This is a genomic window from Williamsia sp. R60 (assembly GCF_054063855.1).
Genome location: NZ_JBSSGR010000003.1, coordinates 687,808 through 707,405 on the forward strand (window position 1 = coordinate 687,808; position 19,598 = coordinate 707,405).

Here is a 19,598-nt window from a genome sequence, read left to right on the forward strand (position 1 = left end):
TGTACCGTGCACTTCCTGTTGAGCTAAGGGAGGATAGGAGGATGACTGTGTGGCTGTCGTCGCGACGAGATATAAGTAACTGTGCGATCTCGATTCACCTGGGTCAGACACGGTCCAGCAGCATGACTTTCTCGCGCATTGCGCAGGTAAGGTGTGACTCGTGGGGCAGATGAGGCTACGGGATGACCCCTCGTTCACTGTGCCCGCGAACGGCGGCAGCTCCGGGAAGGGACCGGGATGAACGTTCAGCTGGGCTCCCCGAGTCTCGATCCCTCAAAGTATGCCGAGCTTGCTCGACGACGCGAGCACACGCGGGGGCGTTGGACAGCGCTGTCGATGGGTGGGCGACTTCTCTGGCCCAAGCTTGAGCACGCGGACAGGGACGACACTCCTCATATCTCCAACCGCGCCTGCATCTACGTCACGGGGTCCGTAGCCCGAGACGAAGCAAGTGAAGCCAGCGACCTCGACCTTTTCGTACTTGATGACTTGCCGGTTTCGAAAGGTTCAAATGAATCCCGAGGTCGATTGAACTATGTTGAAAGTGCACGGTTGATAGAGGCTTTGGATGAGCTCCGGGGGGCGGCGGAATTTCGGCCGTTTTCGCGCGGTGGAGAGTTTATTCAACCCCATTCATTCATGACAATTCTCTCAGAGATAGGAGCACCCACGGACGATGCATCCAACTCGTTCACTGCGCGCCTCCTGCTTCTCATGAATAGCCGGCCGCTGCTGAATGCTGATGCCTATGACTTGGCCCGTGAGCAGGTGCTCAGCGCGTACTGGGATAGAAGTTCGTCGGACGATCCATTCTTTCCGATAATGCTAACAAATGATATCCGGCGATGGTGGGGTGTACTTTGCCTAAACTTTGAGCGCTATAATAGAAGAATGAAGGGCGAAGGATTCAAATCTACACCCAAGCGCCGTATGGAGAATTTGAAACTGCGCTACTCTAAATTACTTGGGGTTTACTCGACTATTTTAGATCTCGTAGACCGCTCTGCCAGCGAGGGTCTTACAAGGATTAGCGCACAAGAGGTGTTTGACTCTTTGCCAATTGATCGAGTTTTAAACGTCTCGTCGCGACATCCCGAGACATCGGCGGTCCCTGCTCTCGCGCACGAAGTGCTCTCAATGTACAACGACTACTTGACATTCGTTGCAACTAGCGAAGACCAGCTCCTTGAGGCTCTAGCGGACGATACAACCTGGAAGGAGCAACAAGCGTTGGCGTTCGCGTTCCATGAGAAGTTTGTGCGCCTCTTTTCGACTGCGGGCCAGAATCGCTCCCCTCTATATGAGTACTGCATCGTGTAGCGGCCTTGACTTTACACAAAGGAGAAGTAATGACTAAGAACCAACTGGCAGACGAGATCCAGGCACTCAAGGATATCGCCAATAAGCTAAGCGCGATGGCCACTGAGATCGCGGCAAGGCGAGACATCATGCGAGATGAAGCGGTGCAGCTTTCCGCTGGGTACAATATGGTTCTCCGGTCCATCGAGGACGCATCTGTGACTGCCCGCACAATGGCTGATGTCTCCAACGAGAAGTCTGTTGCCTACGACGGCGAGTTTGCAAAAGCTTAAAGTGGACACTACCTATCTTGGTTCTAAACGGTTGGTGCTGCAGTGCTCAGTTACGAACGCTGATGTCGTCCGGCAACAAGTGCCGTCGATTTCAAACTGCAGAGCAAGCGACTTGCATCTGACTGTCTTCCATGTGGGAAAATCACTCGACCTATATCGCGAGATTTCGGCGACAACCGGGGTCTCACTGTGGACCTATGAAGCGGCTATAGTCCGATACCTGCATGAATCTATTGCGAGATCTCTGCCTTCGTACTCCGGACGTGCAGTTGCCATCACTAGTCTCTTATCTAATGGCCGAAGCTATGAAGTAATCACAATCGAGCCCGAACCCTCTCTAGTAGAATTGAGAAATAGCTGCAGAGTTCGCTTCCTGGCTTTCCTCGGAGAGTGCGGGGTCGATAAGCCGGAGGCGTACATGGAGACTTCTCAGGTCGTCGGCCAGCATTCGCCACATTGGCTTCCCCACATTACTTTTGATGCACAACCCCTAGCGCGCAGCCCGGACATGCCGGAGAGTTCTAGAGAGGCTGCGGCTGTCGACTGGCCGATCGACTTTGGCGCGCTACATGTGCGGCGTTCCAATTCGCCGCGCTAGCCGATCTCGCGAAACTTCTGGTGGCGATGAAGACCGACGGCGTCAAACTTGCCATCATACCGCGTCGGCGGTTCACTGTATTGCCCATCTGAGCGCAAATCCGTAGTCGGCAAATCGAGGAACCAATCGCCAATCGCCGGCGAACTAGCCCGTCGATGGCTACTACGACCAGGCAACCTGAACCGCGAAAAAAAGAGACAAAGGCCAGGAAAATCATCGGTTCCCGCCTTTTCTGAGTGCATGCGAGAACGGACGTGCGTGAGGGCACGATTCTCAAGGGGTATGTGGAAAAGGCTCGACCGCGTGGATCGAAGAGCGGCGATGAGCTTACTCAACTACGAACGGCCGGTGGTCTCTGCCGAGTGGTCAGCAACCACGCACCTACCGCGACAACGGCGAACACCGCCGCCATGGTCACGAGCGTCCAGACGAACCCCTGTTGCCCGCCGCCGTATACGGCCATCAGCGTCACGCTGACCGCGCTGCCCACCGAGAAGCCGAGATAGCGCAGAACCATGTTGAACGCCATCGCACTACCGGTTTCCTCCTGCGGAACGTGCGGGACGATGAGCACGGCCAGCGACGAGAACGTGAAGCCGCTGCCCAGTCCACCGACGGCCATCCAGCCCAGAGCCCAATACACATTGCTGTGCACGAAGGCCAGACCGAGAGTGGAACCCATGAACACAACCGAGCCCAGAGGCAGCAGGACGTCGGGGCCGTACTTGGCGCCGGCCGCCAGCGCGAGTCTGCTGCCGACAACACTCGTCAGCGAGTAGGGCACCAGCATCAGGCCGGCGACGGTGACCGAATGGTCAAGCCCCCAGCCAGGATCCGAACTCTGGACCAGCACGATGGTCAACGTCAGCAACGTGTACATACCGATGCCACCGCCGAAGGCCACCAGATTCGGTGCAGCGATTCCCGAGCGGGTGGCCAGGCGGAGATCGACCAGCGGGTGATCACGTCGCAGACTCCATCGCCCCCACACGACGAGGAACGTAAGTCCCACCAGCGCAAGGACAACGGTGCGAAGCGACGTCCAGCCCCATGTCTCACCCCTGCTGACCGCCAGAAGCGTGGACCCCGTACCGGCGGACAGCATCACCGCGCCTGCCCAGTCCACAGGTGCGCGGATCACCGACTGCGCACGCGGAACAAAACTCAGCGCCATCAGCAGGGTGCAGGCGCTGAGCACGGCGCCCATCCAGTAAGCGGCAGCCAAGCCCCAGGTCTGGGCGACCACGGCCGTCAGCGGGTATCCGAGGCCGGTACCGGCGACAGCTGTCACCGACAACATCGCGATGACGCCCGAGATTCTCGGTGGCCGGATGACGTCGCGAGCAACGGCCATCGCAAGGGGGACCAGCGCCAATCCGACGCCCTGCATCGCCCGGCCGATCAACAGCGGAGCAAAACCCCAGGGAAGTGCGGCCAGCATCGAACCCAGGGTGACGATGACGAGACCGGTGATGATCGTCGGCCGACGCATTTGTCCGGCTCCGAGCCTCCCGATGATCGGTGTCGCGACCGCTGCGGTGAGCAAGGTGGCGGTCAGAGCCCACTGCGCGTCGGTGAGCGTCACGTTGTGCTCGTCGGCGATGGCCGGGATCAGCGGGGCCCCGAGGCTGCTGACGATCGCGGTGATGGTGGTCAGCAGGCCCAGGGTCAGCAGCAAGGTGCGGTATCGCGGCTCGCCGGCATCCTCTGTTGGCATCAGTGGTGGAGCACCGCCATCGCCGACGTTGCGGCGCTCGATGTCACTGAGCCGAATCCCAGTGCGCGAAAACAGTTCTCAGTGTGGCGACCAGAGGCAGAGGCTGATCCATCATCGGGTGGTGCCCGGCCTCGGCCAATTCGACCACGGTGGCCCGCGGGACGAACAGGCCGGCGATCTCCTGAGCGGTCTCCGAAGGAACGATGCCGTTCTGGCAGCGGATGTAGGTCGCCCGCGTGCTCACCTGCGCCAAGAAGTCCCGTACTTTGACCCGCTGGCCGCCTTCGTGCCGTTTACGGAACATGTCGGGATCGAACTTCCACATCCAGCCGGCCTCAGTGTCTCGCACCGATTCGCCGGCGACATGCTCGGCCACGTAGGGCAGCAACAGTTCTTGTGCCGGTTCGGTGCGGAAGCGGGCCATGATCTCGGACTTGGACGGATACGCCCGCGCCCTGCGGCTCAACTGGCGGATGATCACCTCTTCGGGCGGTTCACTGAGCAGGGGTGAGTCGATCACCACGATGCCTGCCACCCGCTCGCCGTGCAGAGCGCCCACCGCTGCTGTGACCCAGCCGCCCATACTGTGTCCCACCACGTACGGCTTGCCCGCGATCTCGCCCGCTTGCGCGGCGGCCAGTACCTCTGCGGCCCAAGTCTCGTGCGGGTAGTCGGGGCGTGCATCGCTGTCGCCGTGACCGGTCATGTCCAGGGCGACCACCCGATGTGAGACGGCCAGGAGTGGCGCGACATGGTCCCACCATCCCGAGTGTGCGGAACCACCGTGCACCAGGACAACACCGGGCGCGCCGGGCTCGCCCCAGCAACGCAGATGCACCGACGCACCCTCGACCTCGACGTCGCGATGGTCGGGCGATTGCTCGATGGCGGCGGTGAACCACGCGGGTGTTGCTGTCCCGGACTGACCCGTTGCCATTGCCTGCTCCTTCGCCACGGTGAAACCTCTCGGCTGACCATATCCACCGCGTTTCGGCAGGCACTTGCCAGTGCGAAGGAAGGAGTCGACCATTGGCAGATGAGCGACGAGACGGTTGACGACGACTGGCTGCGCAGGGAGCGCAACGAGACTCCCACACAGCGTCTCGACCGCAACTGGGCAAGTTTGCTGCAGGAGCTCCGGGTGGTGCAGACCGGCGTTCAGCTGCTGACCGGATTCCTGCTCACGGTGCCGTTCCAGGACCGCTTCTACGAGCAGGATGGTCTGTTCCAGAACGTGTATCTCGTGACGGTGACCGCTTCGGTCGGCGCAACGGTGTTGCTGCTCGCACCGGTGGCCATGCACCGGCTGCTGTTCCGGAGGCACCGTCTCGAAGAGCTGGTGAACTCCGCCCAGCGATTCGCCCTCGGTGGGCTTGTCTTGCTCGGAGTGGCGCTGACCGGCGTCATGACGTTGGTGTTCGAGTTGGTGGTCAGCAAATCAGTGGGGTGGGTCGCGGGTCTGGTCGCCCTGCTCACCTTCGCGTTCTTCTGGTTCGCCTATCCCTGGCGCTATCGCCGGCGCGATACCTGATCGTCCGGACATGGGACCCGGCCTTCCCTTACAGTCGGAACATCTGGGAAAGGCGGATCATGGCGCAATCTCGCAGCGGCGAAGATCTGATCGCGGTGGCCGGAGCCATCGCGGACCGCGCCCATCACGGACAGGTCGACAAGGTGGGTGGCAAGTACATCGTGCATCCTCGTTCGGTCGCGACGAGAGTCATGCCCCAGTCGGCCGAGTACATCGCAACCGCCTTGCTGCACGACGTGATCGAGGACTCGGACATCACCGCCTCAGATCTGCTGGCAGAGGGCATCCCGAGAACTGTGGTGGATGCGGTGACGCTGCTGACCCGAACCGAACATGTTGCGCCGCAAGAGTATTACGCACGTATACGAACGAACCGGATGGCTCTGGCCGTCAAACTCGCCGACCTCGCCGACAACACCGATCCGGTTCGGCTGAACCGCCTGCCCGACGACACACAGGCACGGCTGCGGACCAAGTACCGCACCGCTTACCGGTGTCTCGGGGTCGAGTTTCTCGCTGACGCGCTGTAGTCGGCAACTCCTGTCGGTCGGGTCGGGCGTCGCAGAACCATGGCTGATCTGCGCGCGCAATGGCATTGTCGAGCCCATGGCCATCGAATTGTCCACTGCGCGTCGTCTGTGGCGACTGCTCGAACCGATCCACGCCGTCACCTACTTCTCGGACGAGACGCGAGAGGCACTGGCAGCGGCCGGTTATCGCGGTTTCTGGATGGGGTACTTCGCGGGTCGTGCCGCGCCCTTGGGCGAGGTGGGTCCCGAGATCGTGACCGCGCTGTTCTACAACTTCGCGCCCGACCATGTCGCCCGGGCCATCCCGGACGCCTGGCGGTTCGCTCCGCCGGAGACGGCGGTCGATGTGCGTCGACAGGCCGCGGTGGCCACCCTGCAGCGGATGCTGGGTTCGGCGGGGAACGATGAGGTGGTCGATCGGGTGGTGGCGCTGCTGAGGCCGGCAGCGCAGAACGCAGACCTGGGTGGTCGGGCGCTGTTTGCGGCGAACGCGGCGCTGCCGTGGCCGGAGGATCGGTATGGGGCCCTGTGGCATGCCGCGACCCTGCTGCGCGAACACCGCGGTGACGGCCACGTGGCCGCCCTGACCACCGCCGGTGTCACCGGTCGCGAGGCAGGGGTGCTGCATTCGAGTGCCGCTGCCATCCCACGGTCGGTTCTCGAGACCAGTCGCAAGTACACACCCGACGAATGGTCAGCGCTCACAGAACGTTTGGCCGAGCGTGGACTGCTCGACCACTCAGGGGCGATCACGCCGTCCGGGAGAGCGCTCAAGGGTGACATCGAGACCACCACCGACCGGCTCGCCGCACCTGCGTACAACGCCCTGTCCGAATCCGAGGTCGATGAACTCACCTCGGCGCTGATGACGCTGACCAAGACAGTGGTCGCGAGCGGCGACATCCCGTCGGTCACTCCGATGGGTCTCGATCTCGACGATGTCGGGTGATGAGCGCCTAGACTTTTCGCCATGGGCTTCAACGACGAGATCATCAAAGAGTTCCGCGCCAATCATGGCAAGGTCGGTGGCAATTTCGAGGGCGCGCCACTTCTGTTGCTGCATCACAAGGGGATCAAGAGCGGTAAGCAGTACGTGACCCCGCTGGTCTATCTGCCCAAGGACGGGGTCTCGTACATCTTCGCGAGCGCTGCGGGCGCCGACGAGGACCCCCAGTGGTACCGAAATCTGCTCGCCGACCCGGCAACCGAGGTGGAAATCGGCGACGACACCGTCCCGGTGACCGTCTCCGAGGTCACCGGCGCCGACCGCGACCGGATCTACGCCGAGCAGGCCGGTCTGATGCCGGGCTTCGCGGACTACGAGAAGAAGACCAGCCGCACGATTCCGGTGCTCGAGCTGTCTCGAGCCTGAGGTCGGGCGGGCGCGCGATCAGTATGTGCGCTGGCGGGGCGGGGGAGCGGTGATGACACCGACCTCGTCCGAATCGACGATCTCCGCGCCCAGGGGCAGCAGCGATACCGGGACCATCTTGAAGCTCGCGATGCCTAGCGGGATGCCGATGATGGTGAGGCACAAAGCGATTCCGGTGACGATGTGGCCGATCGCAAGCCAGATACCGGCGAAGATCAGCCAGATCACGTTGCCGATGGCCGAGCCGACCCCGGCTGTGGGTTTGCGAACCACGGTTCGGCCAAACGGCCACAGGGCGTACGCGGCGATCCGAAACGATGCGATCCCGAAAGGGATGGTGATGATGAGGATGCAGCAGATGATTCCGGCGGCGACGTAGCCCAACGCCATCCAGAATCCAGAGAGCACGAGCCAGATGACATTCAGAATGGTCTTCATCAGTTCAGTCTGCCAAATGTGACCGACTCCGCATGGATGAACGCAGCCACCCTGTGCGTTCTTCTGAGAAGCTGACGGGACTTTCGCTTCTGAGGAGTCTGATGAGATCTGGGCTTCGAGAGCTCGTGTGGTCGTTCGGGATGATCGTGATCCTGCTGGTCCGGATCGTCACCACCCTCACCACGGCATTGCTGATCATCGGCTGGGTTGTGGTGGCGTTTCGGTCGGACCTGCTCAACAACTGGTTCTGGCCGGCCGCTGTCTCGGGCATCTTGCTGGCCGGCAGCACCTTCCTCTACAACGTGATCCGCGGCTGAGGTCAGACCCCTAGATAGGCGAGCACCGCCAGGACTCGCCGATTGTCGTCGGCGGACACCGGCAGATCGAGTTTCGTGAAGATGCTGTTCGAGTGCTTGCTGACCGCTTTCTCGGAGAAGAACATGGCCTCGGCGATGGCTGCGTTCGAGCGGCCCTCGGCCATCAGGGCCAGCACTTCGCGTTCCCGCGCAGTCAAACGTTCCAGCGGTCCGTCGGCTCGCTGACCGGTGAGCAGCTGCGACACCACCTCCGGATCGAGGACGGTGCCGCCCGCGGCAACCTGCCGTACGGCATCGATGAACCCGGCGACGTTGGCCACCCGGTCTTTGAGGAGATAGCCGACCGCCCCTTCGCCACTCTCCAGCAGCTCTCGCGCGTAGAGCTGTTCGACGTATTGAGAGAGCACCAGGACCGGGAAGCCGGGACGGGAGGCCCGGATCTTGATGGCAGCGCGCAGACCTTCGTCCGTGAACGTGGGTGGCATCCGTACGTCCAGCACCGCAGCGTCGATGGAGGCGTCGCCGAGCGCGACGTCGAGCTCGGTGGCGTTGTCGACGGCCGCCACCACGTCCATGCTGTGGGCTTGGAGGATGCGGGTGAGCCCGTCCCGCAGGAGAACGTGATCTTCGGCGATCACGACGCGCATGGCACCTCCATCGACACGATGGTCGGCCCACCGATCGGACTGTGCACGAAGAGCCTTCCGTCGAGGGCGGTCAATCGCTGGGTGACACCGTGCAGCCCCGAGCCCGAGGGTGCGGCGCCGCCCACCCCGTCGTCGCCGACCTCCACGCGCAGCACACCGTCGAAGATACCCATGGCGATCCACGCGTTCCGTGCACGGGCGTGTTTTCCGATGTTGGCCAGCGCCTCGGCAACCGCGAAATACACGGCGTTCTCCGTGGAAATGGGAAGGCGTTCGCGCACACCGAGATTGAGTGTGATGGGCAGGGGCATATCGAGAGCCAGCGCTTCAACTGCCGGTCCGACGCCGCGATCGGCCAGTACCGGGGGATGGATGCCGCGGACCACTGATCGCAGATCGCCGAGGGCCGACGTGGCAGACGCCCGCGCTTCGGCCATCAGTTGCCGGGCCGCTTCCGGGTCGGTGGCGATCTGACTCTCGGCCAGACCGATCGTCATACCGAGGGCGGCCAGCCGCGCCTGAGCCCCGTCGTGGAGGTCCCGTTCCACCCGGCGCAGCTCGGCTGCCGCGGAATCAACTGTCGCGGCCCGTGACTCGGTCACCTCGTGTACGCGTGCCTCGAGGACTTCGTTACGGCTGCGGTTCAGCGCCCACAGATCCATCACGGCACGGGTTTTCATCAATGGCTCTACGAAGGGGAGCAGGATGAGGGTCGCCGTGAAGATCACTCCTACCAAGGAGATGACAAATCCGACCGTCGACGCGATCACCAGCCAGCCGAGGTCGCGCCAGCGCAGGGAATCGGTACTCCACACGGACAACAGATGAAAGATCCCTCGATTGTTCGTGGGCCGGTAATCACCCGGCTGCCACGGCCGGTCGAGAACGCCTGCTGCCATCCGCCGATGAAGGTCACAGAACGCGCCGGTGATCGGCACCTTGATCCACAGCACCAGAGCGCCGACGGAGACCAGGACCAGCGGGATCGCGACCACCTGGACGACGAACAGCACCAGCGCGACCGGCGCGAGCAGAGTGGTGACAACGGCATACATGGCCGCCTTCAGCCACCGAACAATCGGCGTCGGTTCTTCGTCGGATCTCACAGCGGTCCTTCCACTCTTCAGGTCTCCATCGTGACCGAAGCGGGCAGTAGATGACAGTAGACCTGGGCCTACCCCAGGGGTGGGATATTCCGCCCTCACCTGGGGGATTGACGCTCCTGACCGGGCCCCGGGAAGCGAGCAGTCTCAGGTGGTGCTCGGTGTTCGCCGGGCCACCCGTCGAGGCGGACCGCCTCACGCATCAGGAGCTGACATGGGAAAGATGACCCGAGGGCCACAGGCAGTGGCGCGGTGGAGTGCGCACAACCCTTGGCGCGCAATAGGACTCTGGCTTGCACTCGTGGTGCTGGCCGTGGGTTTGAGCGCGTTGATCCCCACCCAGACAACCGACGACGCCGATTACCGGGTCGGTCAATCGGGGACTGCCGACCAGATGATCCACGAAGCCGGTCTCGCCGCACCGGACACCGAGTACGTCGTCGTCACCGGCGACCGCGACGCGGCGCTGCTCGCCGCAAACGAACTGCGCGAGGCACTGGCCGGCTCGGATCAGGTGCAAGAGATCGTGGCGCCGGTGTGGAGTCCCGATGGCACGACGCTGTTGACGGCGATCGAGCTACGTGCGCCACCGGGCGACGAGGACGCGTCGATCACCGATATCAACACCGCCGTCGCGGCGGTCGAGTCGAATCACCCGGAACTGACGTTCGGTCAGACCGGCGATGTCTCGCTCGACGAGTCGATCAACGAGCGGGTGGCCGACGACCTGGTCTCGGCCGAGATCATCAGCATCCCCATCACGTTCGGCATCATGCTTGTTGCCTTCGGTGCGCTGATAGCCGCCGGCATCCCGGTGTTGCTGGCGATCACCTCAGTGGTCGCCACCATCGGTATCTACGCTCCCATCTCCTACCTCGTTCCTTCCGAGTCGACTGCGTCGTCGATGGTGCTGCTCATCGGAATGGCTGTCGGAGTGGACTATTCGCTCTTCTACCTCAAACGCGAACGCGAAGAGCGGCGGAAGGGTCACAGCACGATCGATGCGGTGGAGATAGCGGCAGCCACCTCCGGGCACTCGATCATCGTGTCCGGTGTTGCGGTGATCGCCTCACTCGCCGGTGTCTATGCGCTGGGCAGTGCGACGTTCAACTCGCTCGCCACATCGGCGATCATCGTGGTGTCGGTGGCGGTCATCGGTTCCCTCACTGTGTTGCCGGCGTTGCTGGCCAAGCTCGGCAAATGGGTAGATCGTCCCCGGGTGCCGCTGCTCTGGCGCGTCAACAATCGGATCGGTCAGGGCGGGATCAGCTCGCGGATCATCGGACCCGTCATCCGTAGACCCATCACCGCGCTGCTGGTGGGGCTGGTCGTGATGCTCGCCCTGGCGGTACCCGCGTTGTCGATGACGATGCGCAGCGCCAACCTCGACACGCTGCCACAGGATCTACCTGCGGTGCAGGTCGCGCAGACGATGAACACGCAGTTCCCGTCCGAGGGCCCTTCGGCCAAGATCGTTGTACAGGGCGGCGATGCTGCCGAAGTTGCTGTCGCACTGGACAACATCGGCAAACAGGCCGAGAGCTCAGGCGAGTGGACGGTCACCGGAGAGCCCGCGATCTCGCCGTCCGGCAGCACCAGCATCCTCGAACTCGCCAGTACCTACCCGCCGGACGACGCCAAAGGCGATGACGCCCTGGTGGCACTTCGGACAAGCGTGGTGCCCGATCAGATCGACCCTGTGGACGGCGCGCGGTTTGCTGTCGGTGGTGACCTCGCCGAACAGTACGACTCGGCGAAGAACCAGTCCGATGGTCTGCCGGTGGTCATCGCGGTGATCCTGACTCTCACCATGCTGATGCTGATCGCGACGTTCCGGAGCCCGGTGATCGCAGTGGTGTCCACGCTGCTCAACCTGATGTCGGTGGGTGCCGCGTTCGGGGTGCTGGCCCTGGTGTTCCAGCATTCGTGGGCCGAGAGCATTCTCGACTTCAACTCGAACGGGACCGTGGTGGAGTGGATACCGCTGTTCATGCTGGCTGTGCTCGTCGGGTTGTCGATGGACTATCACGTGTTCGTCCTGAGCCGGATTCGTGAAGGTATCGACATGGGATTGACGCCTAAGGCCGCGGTGCGCGCCGGCGTCACCCAGACCGCCGGGGTCGTCACAAGCGCGGCGCTGGTCATGGTCTCGGTGTTCGCGTTGTTCGCGGCGCAGAGCATGGTGGAGATGAAGCAGATGGGGGTGGGGCTGGCAGCGGCCATCCTGATCGATGCGACCATCGTGCGCTTGCTCCTGTTGCCGTCCATCCTGGTACTCCTCGGTGACCGGGCGTGGTGGCCACGGCGTGACCGCGCTGTCCGGCGTCAGGCTTCGGATCCCCAGGTCGCACCTGCTCGGGTGTGAGGTAGTGCACAATTGAGGGCAGGCTCACGGCCGTGCCGTGACAGACGCCGAGAACAGATCGGAGGACGCGATGAGTGAGACAACGTCACCGGCCCGCGACTTCTGGACTGCTCTCACCCCCGGCGAAGACCCGGCTGCCCGGCTCGAACAGGTACGCCGCGCCCACGAGCTCTTTGTGCAGACGGGCACACTTGCCCCGGCCACCGGCCCCACCTCGGTGCGGTCGGTGGTCCGGGACTCGTGGCTGCGCTCGGTCAAGGGCGGCGTCAACCCGTCGGGAATGATCGACGCGGGAGGGATGTCGTGGAACGACTTCCTCGAATACCGCGCCGGACACCCGATGGCAGCCGCTTACCCTCTGGTCCGTTCGCTGATGCTCGACGAGGTGTCCGACTCAGGTGTGGTGGTAGCTCTCACCGATGACGTGGGTCGGCTGTTGTGGGTAGAGGGCGACCACAAAGCCCGAGACCAGGCCGGCGGCATCAATTTTGTCGAAGGAGCGGTGTGGGCGGAGCGCGTTGCCGGCACCAATGCCCCCGGCCTGGCTCTCGAGGTCGACCACGGCGTGCAGATCTTCGGGGCAGAGCACTTCTCGGTACCCGTTCAGGAGTGGAATTGCGTCGCGGCTCCGGTGCACGATCCCGTGACCGGCGCCGTGATCGGCGTGATCGATGTGACGGGCGGCGAGCGGGTGGCCGCACCCTTTGCCCTGTCGATGGTGAAATCGGTTGTCGCGGCGGTGGAAAGCGAGCTGCGGGTGCGCACCCTGACCGGGAATGCACCTGCGGTGGCGCCGGCGACGGGCCCGGAATTGCTTGTGCTGGACGGCGATCGTTACTTCTGGCGGACCGGTTCGGCGCCTGCGCTCCGACTGTCCCGCCGGCACGCGGAGATCCTGGTTTTGCTGGGTGAGTACCCGGATGGTCTCGGTACCGAGGAGATCGCCACCATGCTCGCCGAGGACGGGATCGACCCGGTGACCGTACGTGCCGAGATCTCCCGGCTCCGGCGCGACCTGGGTGCGGACCTGGTGGCGTCGCGACCGTACCGCCTCACGGTGCCCGTTGAGTCGGACATCGAGCAGGTGCGTCGGTTGCTCCGCGGAGGTGATGTCGCCGGCGCCATCGAGAAGTTCGGTCGCGGTGGGTTGCTCGCCGCGTCACTGGCCCCGGGGATAGCCGATGTCTTCGAGGAGCTGAAGGAAGACATGCGTTCGACGGTCCTCGCGGCACGCGACCCCGAGTTGCTGCGGGTGTGGACCGGCTCGGTGCACGGGCGTGAAGACCTGACGGCGTGGCGTCGCTGGGCGCAGACGCTCCCACCAGGTCACCGCGACGAAGCCCTCGTCCGCGGCAGAGTACGGCTGCTCGATCGGCGTTTCGGGATCTGATCGACGCACCAACTTCATCCCCCTGCGCGATCTCCGAGGGCAAATAGCCCTCGACAATTACTCACGGGGACGAAGTTGGTGCCAACTCACGTGCCCCCACAATTGGTACCTATCGGCACCGGCCTCCAGCTGATAGGCATATCAGGGCCGAACATTTGTCGCGAGCGGCGCCGTGGTCGGCCGGCCGATGCATACACGCGAAGAATGAGGCGGACATGACCCGATGGATCCGAGCAGCAGCATCGGCGGTGGCCGTCATCGGCGCTGCCACTCTTACCGCCCCCGTTGTGGCGGCACAACCCGTCGGTTCAGACGAGGGCTACGTCGTCAGACTCGATCCTCTGACCACCAAGCTGTTCGCGACCTATCAAGCAGAGGCTCTGGCTGAGGCCGTATGGGCCACCCCGCTACCCGACGGCTTCCTGCTGGGGTCGAACTTGCTGTGGGCGAACAGGATCGCGCAAGTGGCGGCGCGCTACCCCGCAGGCTGCGTGGAGATGCACATACGACTGAACCGCACCTCGTCCTACTCGAGTGGTGTCGGTTCGGCGATAGAGAATTGCCAGTGGCTGGTGCCGTCGGTAGCCCGTGAGGAGCCCACCAAGGGTGGGTGGTCCCGCGGGTAGCTCGGGTCTTCGTTCAACGCCCGTCCGATTGCTCCCGGTAGGCGGCAATGATCTGTTGGCTGATGCGTCCGCGATCGCCGATGTCATAGCCTTGCTCACGGGCCCATTGCCGAATGGATGTCCGTTCGTCGGCGCCGACAACAGGCCCCTGGCGGCCGTTGGTGTGGTGCTTGGGTGCGGTCGACCGTCGACGACCACCTACGCGGGCCGACTTGCTCAGCAAAGTCGAGACCGGAACTCTGCCTGTCTCTATCTTCTCCAAATTTGTTGCACTGGTGTCGATTACATAGTCGACCCCCAGCCACGACCACTCGATCGTGTGCAACTGATCAATGTGAACCGGCTTGCCATCCAAGTCGTCGACGTATTCAACGACGGTCTTTTTCGCCATGCGGCTAAAGATAGCCAAGTTGGTGTCGGTACGCGGGCTAAAAAGACAATCCGTCCGCAAAACGTCTCGTGGACGATGTGATTCGTCGTATGAACGGTTGAATGGCTCCGCACGTAAGCCTGTTGAGGCTACTGCTGACCGCTCGGCCAACGTGTTGTGCCCGCTCGGGGCGAAGCTCCGCTGAACTGTTCTTCGAGCCCTCGCCGTTGTTGCGATAGGTGCCCAGGGAGTTCGGTGGCACCGTCGGCAACGATGTGTACGCCGCTGGAGCGTTAGGGTTTGAAGTTCACCATGTACGTCTTATCGGCCTCGCGCTTACAACTCCGGCGTGGCAAGATAAGCCGGATGGGGGGTTTTGAAGTGTACAAATCAGAGTTGGTCGGTATTTCGTGAACGATTACAACGAATCCATGGAAATCAAGGATGATTCATCAATGCCGCTGGATGCGTCAGTTGTTGATGTAGACCGGATTCCGTCGGCAAAACACACCTTGATCGGGGGCGATCTGATGAAGGTCCTAGCCCTCACTGCTCTTCTGGGCCTGGTCATAGGTGTGATCGTGCTCATCGAACTGGCCAATTGACAGCAGCTCGCGACCTTCGATGCATTGTCATTCGGGCGTGAATGCAATTGTTCGCCCGCTGTGGACACGTGTCTATTAATTGTTCCGGTGAAGACAGAATGCACAAGTGCCTTGACGCGTATTGGATGACGTGAATGGTGTGCCCATTGATGTCACGATCAATCGGCGGCCATAGAAATGTCGCTCGGGACGGACGCGTTTGCTGTGGTGGCCGAGCCCGCTTCTCCAATGCGGCCGAGGTTGCGACCTCATCCGAGAACACTGAGGTATTGCCGGTACTGCCGATTAACGCAGAAGAACGATTCGGCCGCCAAGTGGACGGGGTTGCCTAAGAGCCCTCTGAGTGTCGGGGCGACGACGCGACAAAGAGGGCGACGGCATTCTCCCGCCACACCGTGACGACCGAGAAGTGCCGCTCGAGTAGATCGCGCAACATCTCTTCGGTATCGGTGGTGTTGCCGAACGCGCCGGTTCGATTGCACGCCCACATCAGGATGCGCCCGAGACGATTGTGCTGAGCCGTACCGATCACGGTGGCACCGAACAGTGTTCCCTCCGCGTCCGTCATGCGAGCGAGGTTGGCCACCGCTGGTTCCTTGGCCGGCATCGGTCCCGGAAGGCAATGGATGAGGTAGTTGGCGGCGACGGACTTGTAGCGGCTGGGGGGCAGATCGTCTGAGACGAGGATGTCGGCCACGTATCCAGCGATCCGGGGTTGCTCTCCGGTGAGGCGTCCCTGCCCGAGGCGCGCTCCGGCATATGCGAGTGTTGCGTCGTTCGGGTCGACGAGCGCCAGCTTGTCCCAGGTCTTTCCGAGCTGGGAAAGAAAGTACCCGGACCCGACACCCACCTCCGCGTGCACGGTGGTGCAGTGTTCGGCATAGAGGGCGGAGATCGTCTTGCGGTGGCAGCCCCAGGCGTACGGGGAGGTGAAACGAAGGACAAACAGATCGTAGAGTTGCAACGCGATGCCACTGTAAGGTTTTGCGCTGCGTGGAAGCTCCTGCTGGACAACAGTATCGCGCCGTGGTCCCGTGCTGTCGGCTCCTCGATCCATGATCAGTACTACCTTTCCGGCGGGTGGTGCGGACCGTGCCCAACTACCGGCGTGTGCGAAATCGCTTTCACACCGCGGAGACACGACTGGTACGCACCGCCGAGCAGGTCGCCAGCCCGGCGTATCTCGTAGCGGCACAACTTGTTACGGGTAGTCGACCACGAGAGCGTTAGTCAGGTTACGGGGGCGTCCGGAGGCAGTCAATCTCCGTGCGGCTCTGCGCGTCGAGTGATGCGAACAGTGGCCGCCGGGGGTTCGGTGCCCTTGACTCGTTGGCAGACGAGATCCAGCGTGTGCCAGCGCGCGTCGTCGCCCCAGAGCCGAAGCGTTGCTGTGAGTTCAGGCTCGCGTTCAAGTGTTTCCGCCCAACGGTGCGGGAGTCCGTGATCGTCGGGATGAACACGGGCGCGCCCGTTGTCTGGGTCCACATGGATGCCATCGAGCACCTTCTGGCCCTGCCAGCGGGCCACCATGATGGGGAAGCGGTCACCATGCGTTTGTGACCGATCCAGCTTCCAGTAGACGATCGCGGTCCACCCGTCCACTTCTTGTGCCAGAAGGTTGTTGGCAGCGTGGAGGGGGTTCTCGCGGGGCGGGTCGAACGGCGTCACGTCCCAGGTCACCCCGCGCCAGAAGCACCCGGTATCAGTCTTGATCACCTCGGTGGCCGCCCGTAGCGACCTGGGGTCTGAACTGCCGTCGGGGCCATCTGAGGGGCGATCGATGCGGACGGTCATCGGGTAACGGGTGCCGTCCGCGCGACTCGCGAGCACTCCGGCAGCCGCCACCATGTCCGCTTCCGAGAAAGTGTCGACCGTGTTGTGCAGTGGATATGGCTTCCCGATCGCCCAATCGCGCCCGTAGATGTCGGGTATGCCGGGGCCGTAGATCACGGTCAGGCTCTGCAGGTCCCATTCCCAAGCGCCGGTGATGACGTGGGGATATACCGGCTCGGCTGTACCCCCGGCCCATCCCCAGACCGCGTGAACGTTCCCCGAACCAGAGGTCACCGGCTCGGCGTACGCGTGCAGTCGGTCCCCTCGAAGGAGTAGCTCTTTGCGAACAGGGGCCTGCGACGCCACTGCGACCTCGACGGCCGGCTTGACGAGTTTCGAGATGACGGGCAGCGGAAGGTCGACTCGCTTGAGCTGTTGAAACCCATCGGCACCAGGCGGCACCGCAGGATTGTCGCCCTTGGCCACCACGCCCGCGATGGAACCGCGAAAGGTCGCGATCAACAACCACGTGCCGGGTGAAACAGTCATCGGCCCCCCATGTCGCCGCCTCCCGCGGGTGACATCTCGATACCCTACGGAACCCCATCATTCCAAGCCCCATTGTGCGTGGTGCGCCGACGTCTCAACAATCGCGTGCCGGCCCCCGGGGCAGCAGCCTGGCATCGCCCGATTTAATTCTGGACGCGTGACTATTTCCTTGAAAAGACGGCCGACCGGAATGTTTTCGAACGGACCTGCAATTCCACGGAATATCACCCGGGTCGTTCTATTCGGTCTCTACGGCGACAACTCCAAAACAACCTCGTCCAGGTTGGTGGGTTTTCACAGCACGGTCTCAGTGGTCCCATGCTGTACTTGATCGAAGAGGGGGACAGCCGTGCGATGAGCGACAACAACACAGACGTGAGCACCGGACAGGCCATCGGGGCCGTCGAAGACGCGTCCGAGCAGCGTGCGTTGCGTGAGCACGAGCACTATCAAAGTCTCGTCGAGCACAACCCCCATCCGATTGCCGTGCACTCCGGCGGTGTCATCGTCTATGTCAACCGCGCGGCCATCGTGGAGATCGGCGCCACCAGGCTCGACGACTTGGTCGGTCGGCCCATCACTGACGTCATGCATCCGGACTCGATCCGCGAGATCACCACGAAGTTGGTCTCACTCACGACGGACGGTGACTTCACCGACGCGGTCGAGGTGAGGATGGTCCGATTCGACGGCTCGGTCATCGACATGGAGATCGTGTCTGTCCTCACGAAGTGGCGAGGTGCGCTTGCCTACCAGGTCATCTTCCGGGACCTGACGGCCACCAAAGCCGCGGAGCAGGCGATCCGTCATCAGGTCGCGCTGGTGGCCACCGTCAGCGACGCCATCATCGCCACCGATTCCGCCGGAACAGTGGTCAGCTGGAATCCTGCCGCACAGTCCATCTACGGCTCCACCGCGGTCGAGGCGATCGGCTGTCCGGTCGCCGAGGTACTGGGGGCGCCGATGAACCTCCGTCGCCGTGTCGGCAAACCCGCCGAAAGCGTTGTGCACTACGCGAAAGACGGCACTCCCAGGATGATGCGTCTGGCTGTTTCCGAGATGGACGGCGGATATGTGGTGGTCTGTTCGGACAACACCGCACAGATCGAAGCCGAGACGAAGTTCACCTCGGTGGTCAATTCACTTCAAGAGGGCGTGCTGCTCATCTCTCAAGACGGGGTGGTCGAATCCGCCAACCCGGCTGCTCGGCGAATGTTCGAGAGCGAACAGCGCAGGGCCGCAGGCTCCACCGCGGAGCGCATCACCATCGTCGACCTGAATGGCATTCCCATTCCGCCGCAGAACTGGCCGTCGCAGATCGTGACTGCCACGCACAAGCCGGTCATTGATGCGATCGTCGGCTTCGACCGCCTCGATGGCAGCAGAGTGTGGCTGTCGTGCAATGGTTTTGTCCTGAGCCCCAACGACCCCGACCATTCGTCGGTGGTCATCTCGTTCACCGACGTCACCGAGAGCCGGGCGCATGCCGCACGACTCGAGTACGCGGCCGACCACGACATGATGACCGACCTGCCCAACCGTTCCTATGTACTGCGTCGCCTCAGCACAATGCTGGAGAACCGCGCTGCACAACAAGATTCGGGCGACATCGACGTGGTGATGTACATCGACCTCGACAAACTGAAGAACGTCAACGACTCTCATGGTCATCGCGCCGGCGACCGCGCCCTCATCGCGGTGAGCAGAAGGCTGCGTGCGGCGTTGCCCGCACCGCATTACGTGGGGCGTGTCGGCGGCGACGAGTTCGTAGCTGTGCTGATCGGAGTCGACGAAGAGGACATGGAAGACATCTCCGACGACATCCACCTGCTGCTCCTCGATCCGATCGAGATCAACGGGGAGGAGTTCCGGATGCGCACAAGTGTGGGCATTGTCCGGATTCGCGACGGAGAAGAGCGCACTGCCCAGGACATCATCAGCGATGCAGACACGGCCATGTACCAGGCCAAGCTCCGCGGCGGAGGCCATACGGTGGAGCACGACAAGTCGCACCCGAGCCGCGAATTCGCGCCGGCGGCAATCAAATTGGTGCGCTGAGCTCGGTCAGGGTCCGG

20 protein-coding genes are annotated in these 19,598 nt (G+C 62.8%); 12 read left to right on the forward strand and 8 right to left on the reverse strand.

Annotated features, from left to right (window positions below; translation table 11 throughout):
• Positions 1–237: 237 nt before the first annotated feature.
• The gene (locus tag ACVWY6_RS16635; protein WP_457539496.1) at positions 238–1,320 is read left to right on the forward strand and encodes a nucleotidyltransferase domain-containing protein; all 1,083 of its coding nucleotides are present in this window, start codon (positions 238–240) and stop codon (positions 1,318–1,320) included.
• 29 nt (positions 1,321–1,349) lie between these two features.
• Positions 1,350–1,592, forward strand: coding sequence for a hypothetical protein (locus ACVWY6_RS16640; protein WP_457539498.1), 243 nt, complete (start codon positions 1,350–1,352; stop codon positions 1,590–1,592).
• 929 nt (positions 1,593–2,521) lie between these two features.
• Here ACVWY6_RS16640 and ACVWY6_RS16645 read toward each other — a convergent pair.
• Together ACVWY6_RS16645 and ACVWY6_RS16650 are read right to left on the reverse strand one after the other, a co-directional pair.
• Positions 2,522–3,907, reverse strand: coding sequence for an MFS transporter (locus ACVWY6_RS16645; RefSeq protein ID WP_457539500.1), 1,386 nt, complete (start codon positions 3,905–3,907; stop codon positions 2,522–2,524).
• A gap of 43 nt (positions 3,908–3,950) precedes the next feature.
• Positions 3,951–4,844, reverse strand: coding sequence for an alpha/beta fold hydrolase (locus ACVWY6_RS16650; protein ID WP_457539502.1), 894 nt, complete (start codon positions 4,842–4,844; stop codon positions 3,951–3,953).
• 99 nt (positions 4,845–4,943) lie between these two features.
• Between ACVWY6_RS16650 and ACVWY6_RS16655 the strand changes: the two genes are divergently transcribed.
• The 4 genes from ACVWY6_RS16655 (at position 4,944) to ACVWY6_RS16670 (ending at position 7,340) form a co-directional block, all read left to right on the forward strand.
• On the forward strand, positions 4,944–5,438 hold the full coding sequence (locus ACVWY6_RS16655) for a DUF6328 family protein (protein ID WP_023955246.1): 495 nt from the start codon (positions 4,944–4,946) through the stop codon (positions 5,436–5,438).
• A gap of 59 nt (positions 5,439–5,497) precedes the next feature.
• Positions 5,498–5,968: an HD domain-containing protein gene (locus ACVWY6_RS16660; protein ID WP_457539504.1), complete on the forward strand. Its 471-nt coding sequence runs from the start codon at positions 5,498–5,500 to the stop codon at positions 5,966–5,968.
• 76 nt (positions 5,969–6,044) lie between these two features.
• Positions 6,045–6,917: an SCO6745 family protein gene (locus ACVWY6_RS16665; RefSeq protein WP_457539506.1), complete on the forward strand. Its 873-nt coding sequence runs from the start codon at positions 6,045–6,047 to the stop codon at positions 6,915–6,917.
• A 21-nt stretch (positions 6,918–6,938) separates the two neighbouring features.
• On the forward strand, positions 6,939–7,340 hold the full coding sequence (locus ACVWY6_RS16670; RefSeq protein ID WP_062796030.1) for a nitroreductase/quinone reductase family protein: 402 nt from the start codon (positions 6,939–6,941) through the stop codon (positions 7,338–7,340).
• 18 nt (positions 7,341–7,358) lie between these two features.
• Here ACVWY6_RS16670 and ACVWY6_RS16675 read toward each other — a convergent pair whose 3' ends face one another.
• Positions 7,359–7,778 carry a YccF domain-containing protein gene (locus ACVWY6_RS16675; RefSeq protein WP_457539508.1) on the reverse strand — a complete coding sequence of 140 codons (420 nt, stop codon included), beginning with the start codon at positions 7,776–7,778 and terminating at the stop codon, positions 7,359–7,361.
• Positions 7,779–7,879: 101 nt separating this feature from the next.
• Here ACVWY6_RS16675 and ACVWY6_RS16680 point away from each other — a divergent pair, with 101 nt between their 5' ends.
• Positions 7,880–8,095, forward strand: coding sequence for a hypothetical protein (locus ACVWY6_RS16680; protein WP_030167137.1), 216 nt, complete (start codon positions 7,880–7,882; stop codon positions 8,093–8,095).
• A gap of 2 nt (positions 8,096–8,097) precedes the next feature.
• On the opposite strand, the gene ACVWY6_RS16685 is transcribed toward ACVWY6_RS16680, so the two are convergent.
• Both ACVWY6_RS16685 and ACVWY6_RS16690 read right to left on the reverse strand, forming a co-directional pair.
• Positions 8,098–8,742, reverse strand: a complete 645-nt coding sequence (locus ACVWY6_RS16685) for a response regulator (protein ID WP_457539510.1) — start codon at positions 8,740–8,742, stop codon at positions 8,098–8,100.
• Positions 8,730–9,848: a histidine kinase gene (locus tag ACVWY6_RS16690; protein ID WP_457539512.1), complete on the reverse strand. Its 1,119-nt coding sequence runs from the start codon at positions 9,846–9,848 to the stop codon at positions 8,730–8,732. Before ACVWY6_RS16690 ends, ACVWY6_RS16685 begins: the two co-directional genes overlap by 13 nt.
• 211 nt (positions 9,849–10,059) lie before the next feature.
• Here ACVWY6_RS16690 and ACVWY6_RS16695 point away from each other — a divergent pair, with 211 nt between their 5' ends.
• The 3 genes from ACVWY6_RS16695 (at position 10,060) to ACVWY6_RS16705 (ending at position 14,226) form a co-directional block, all read left to right on the forward strand.
• The gene (locus ACVWY6_RS16695; protein WP_457539514.1) at positions 10,060–12,210 is read left to right on the forward strand and encodes an MMPL family transporter; all 2,151 of its coding nucleotides are present in this window, start codon (positions 10,060–10,062) and stop codon (positions 12,208–12,210) included.
• Between the two features lie 70 nt (positions 12,211–12,280).
• Entirely contained in the window at positions 12,281–13,600 is a 1,320-nt protein-coding gene (locus tag ACVWY6_RS16700) for a transcriptional regulator (RefSeq protein WP_457539516.1), read from the forward strand.
• Between the two features lie 215 nt (positions 13,601–13,815).
• On the forward strand, positions 13,816–14,226 hold the full coding sequence (locus tag ACVWY6_RS16705; protein ID WP_457539517.1) for a hypothetical protein: 411 nt from the start codon (positions 13,816–13,818) through the stop codon (positions 14,224–14,226).
• 13 nt (positions 14,227–14,239) lie between these two features.
• Here ACVWY6_RS16705 and ACVWY6_RS16710 read toward each other — a convergent pair whose 3' ends face one another.
• Positions 14,240–14,617 (reverse strand): histone-like nucleoid-structuring protein Lsr2, encoded by a 378-nt coding sequence (locus ACVWY6_RS16710; RefSeq protein ID WP_457539519.1) that lies wholly within the window; start codon positions 14,615–14,617, stop codon positions 14,240–14,242.
• A 410-nt stretch (positions 14,618–15,027) separates the two neighbouring features.
• Between ACVWY6_RS16710 and ACVWY6_RS16715 the strand changes: the two genes are divergently transcribed.
• Positions 15,028–15,201, forward strand: a complete 174-nt coding sequence (locus tag ACVWY6_RS16715) for a hypothetical protein (RefSeq protein WP_457539521.1) — start codon at positions 15,028–15,030, stop codon at positions 15,199–15,201.
• A gap of 328 nt (positions 15,202–15,529) precedes the next feature.
• Here ACVWY6_RS16715 and ACVWY6_RS16720 read toward each other — a convergent pair whose 3' ends face one another.
• Entirely contained in the window at positions 15,530–16,165 is a 636-nt protein-coding gene (locus tag ACVWY6_RS16720) for a hypothetical protein (protein ID WP_457539522.1), read from the reverse strand.
• A 293-nt stretch (positions 16,166–16,458) separates the two neighbouring features.
• Complete coding sequence (locus ACVWY6_RS16725) at positions 16,459–17,523, reverse strand: GAF domain-containing protein (RefSeq protein WP_457539524.1); 1,065 nt, start codon at positions 17,521–17,523, stop codon at positions 16,459–16,461.
• Positions 17,524–17,877: 354 nt separating this feature from the next.
• Here ACVWY6_RS16725 and ACVWY6_RS16730 point away from each other — a divergent pair, with 354 nt between their 5' ends.
• Entirely contained in the window at positions 17,878–19,581 is a 1,704-nt protein-coding gene (locus ACVWY6_RS16730; protein WP_457539526.1) for a diguanylate cyclase domain-containing protein, read from the forward strand.
• The last annotated feature ends 17 nt before the right edge of the window (positions 19,582–19,598 follow it).

Coding starts and splice junctions, on each gene's coding strand:
- ACVWY6_RS16635 (WP_457539496.1), top strand. CDS start 238: ATGAACGTTCAGCTGGGCTCCCCGAGTCTCGATCCCTCAAAGTATGCC.
- ACVWY6_RS16695 (WP_457539514.1), top strand. CDS start 10,060: ATGGGAAAGATGACCCGAGGGCCACAGGCAGTGGCGCGGTGGAGTGCG.
- ACVWY6_RS16640 (WP_457539498.1), top strand. CDS start 1,350: ATGACTAAGAACCAACTGGCAGACGAGATCCAGGCACTCAAGGATATC.
- ACVWY6_RS16645 (WP_457539500.1), bottom strand. CDS start 3,907: ATGCCAACAGAGGATGCCGGCGAGCCGCGATACCGCACCTTGCTGCTG.
- ACVWY6_RS16700 (WP_457539516.1), top strand. CDS start 12,281: ATGAGTGAGACAACGTCACCGGCCCGCGACTTCTGGACTGCTCTCACC.
- ACVWY6_RS16715 (WP_457539521.1), top strand. CDS start 15,028: ATGGAAATCAAGGATGATTCATCAATGCCGCTGGATGCGTCAGTTGTT.
- ACVWY6_RS16680 (WP_030167137.1), top strand. CDS start 7,880: ATGAGATCTGGGCTTCGAGAGCTCGTGTGGTCGTTCGGGATGATCGTG.
- ACVWY6_RS16665 (WP_457539506.1), top strand. CDS start 6,045: ATGGCCATCGAATTGTCCACTGCGCGTCGTCTGTGGCGACTGCTCGAA.
- ACVWY6_RS16725 (WP_457539524.1), bottom strand. CDS start 17,523: ATGACTGTTTCACCCGGCACGTGGTTGTTGATCGCGACCTTTCGCGGT.
- ACVWY6_RS16730 (WP_457539526.1), top strand. CDS start 17,878: ATGAGCGACAACAACACAGACGTGAGCACCGGACAGGCCATCGGGGCC.
- ACVWY6_RS16675 (WP_457539508.1), bottom strand. CDS start 7,778: ATGAAGACCATTCTGAATGTCATCTGGCTCGTGCTCTCTGGATTCTGG.
- ACVWY6_RS16710 (WP_457539519.1), bottom strand. CDS start 14,617: ATGGCGAAAAAGACCGTCGTTGAATACGTCGACGACTTGGATGGCAAG.
- ACVWY6_RS16670 (WP_062796030.1), top strand. CDS start 6,939: ATGGGCTTCAACGACGAGATCATCAAAGAGTTCCGCGCCAATCATGGC.
- ACVWY6_RS16685 (WP_457539510.1), bottom strand. CDS start 8,742: ATGCGCGTCGTGATCGCCGAAGATCACGTTCTCCTGCGGGACGGGCTC.
- ACVWY6_RS16655 (WP_023955246.1), top strand. CDS start 4,944: ATGAGCGACGAGACGGTTGACGACGACTGGCTGCGCAGGGAGCGCAAC.
- ACVWY6_RS16650 (WP_457539502.1), bottom strand. CDS start 4,844: ATGGCAACGGGTCAGTCCGGGACAGCAACACCCGCGTGGTTCACCGCC.
- ACVWY6_RS16705 (WP_457539517.1), top strand. CDS start 13,816: ATGACCCGATGGATCCGAGCAGCAGCATCGGCGGTGGCCGTCATCGGC.
- ACVWY6_RS16660 (WP_457539504.1), top strand. CDS start 5,498: ATGGCGCAATCTCGCAGCGGCGAAGATCTGATCGCGGTGGCCGGAGCC.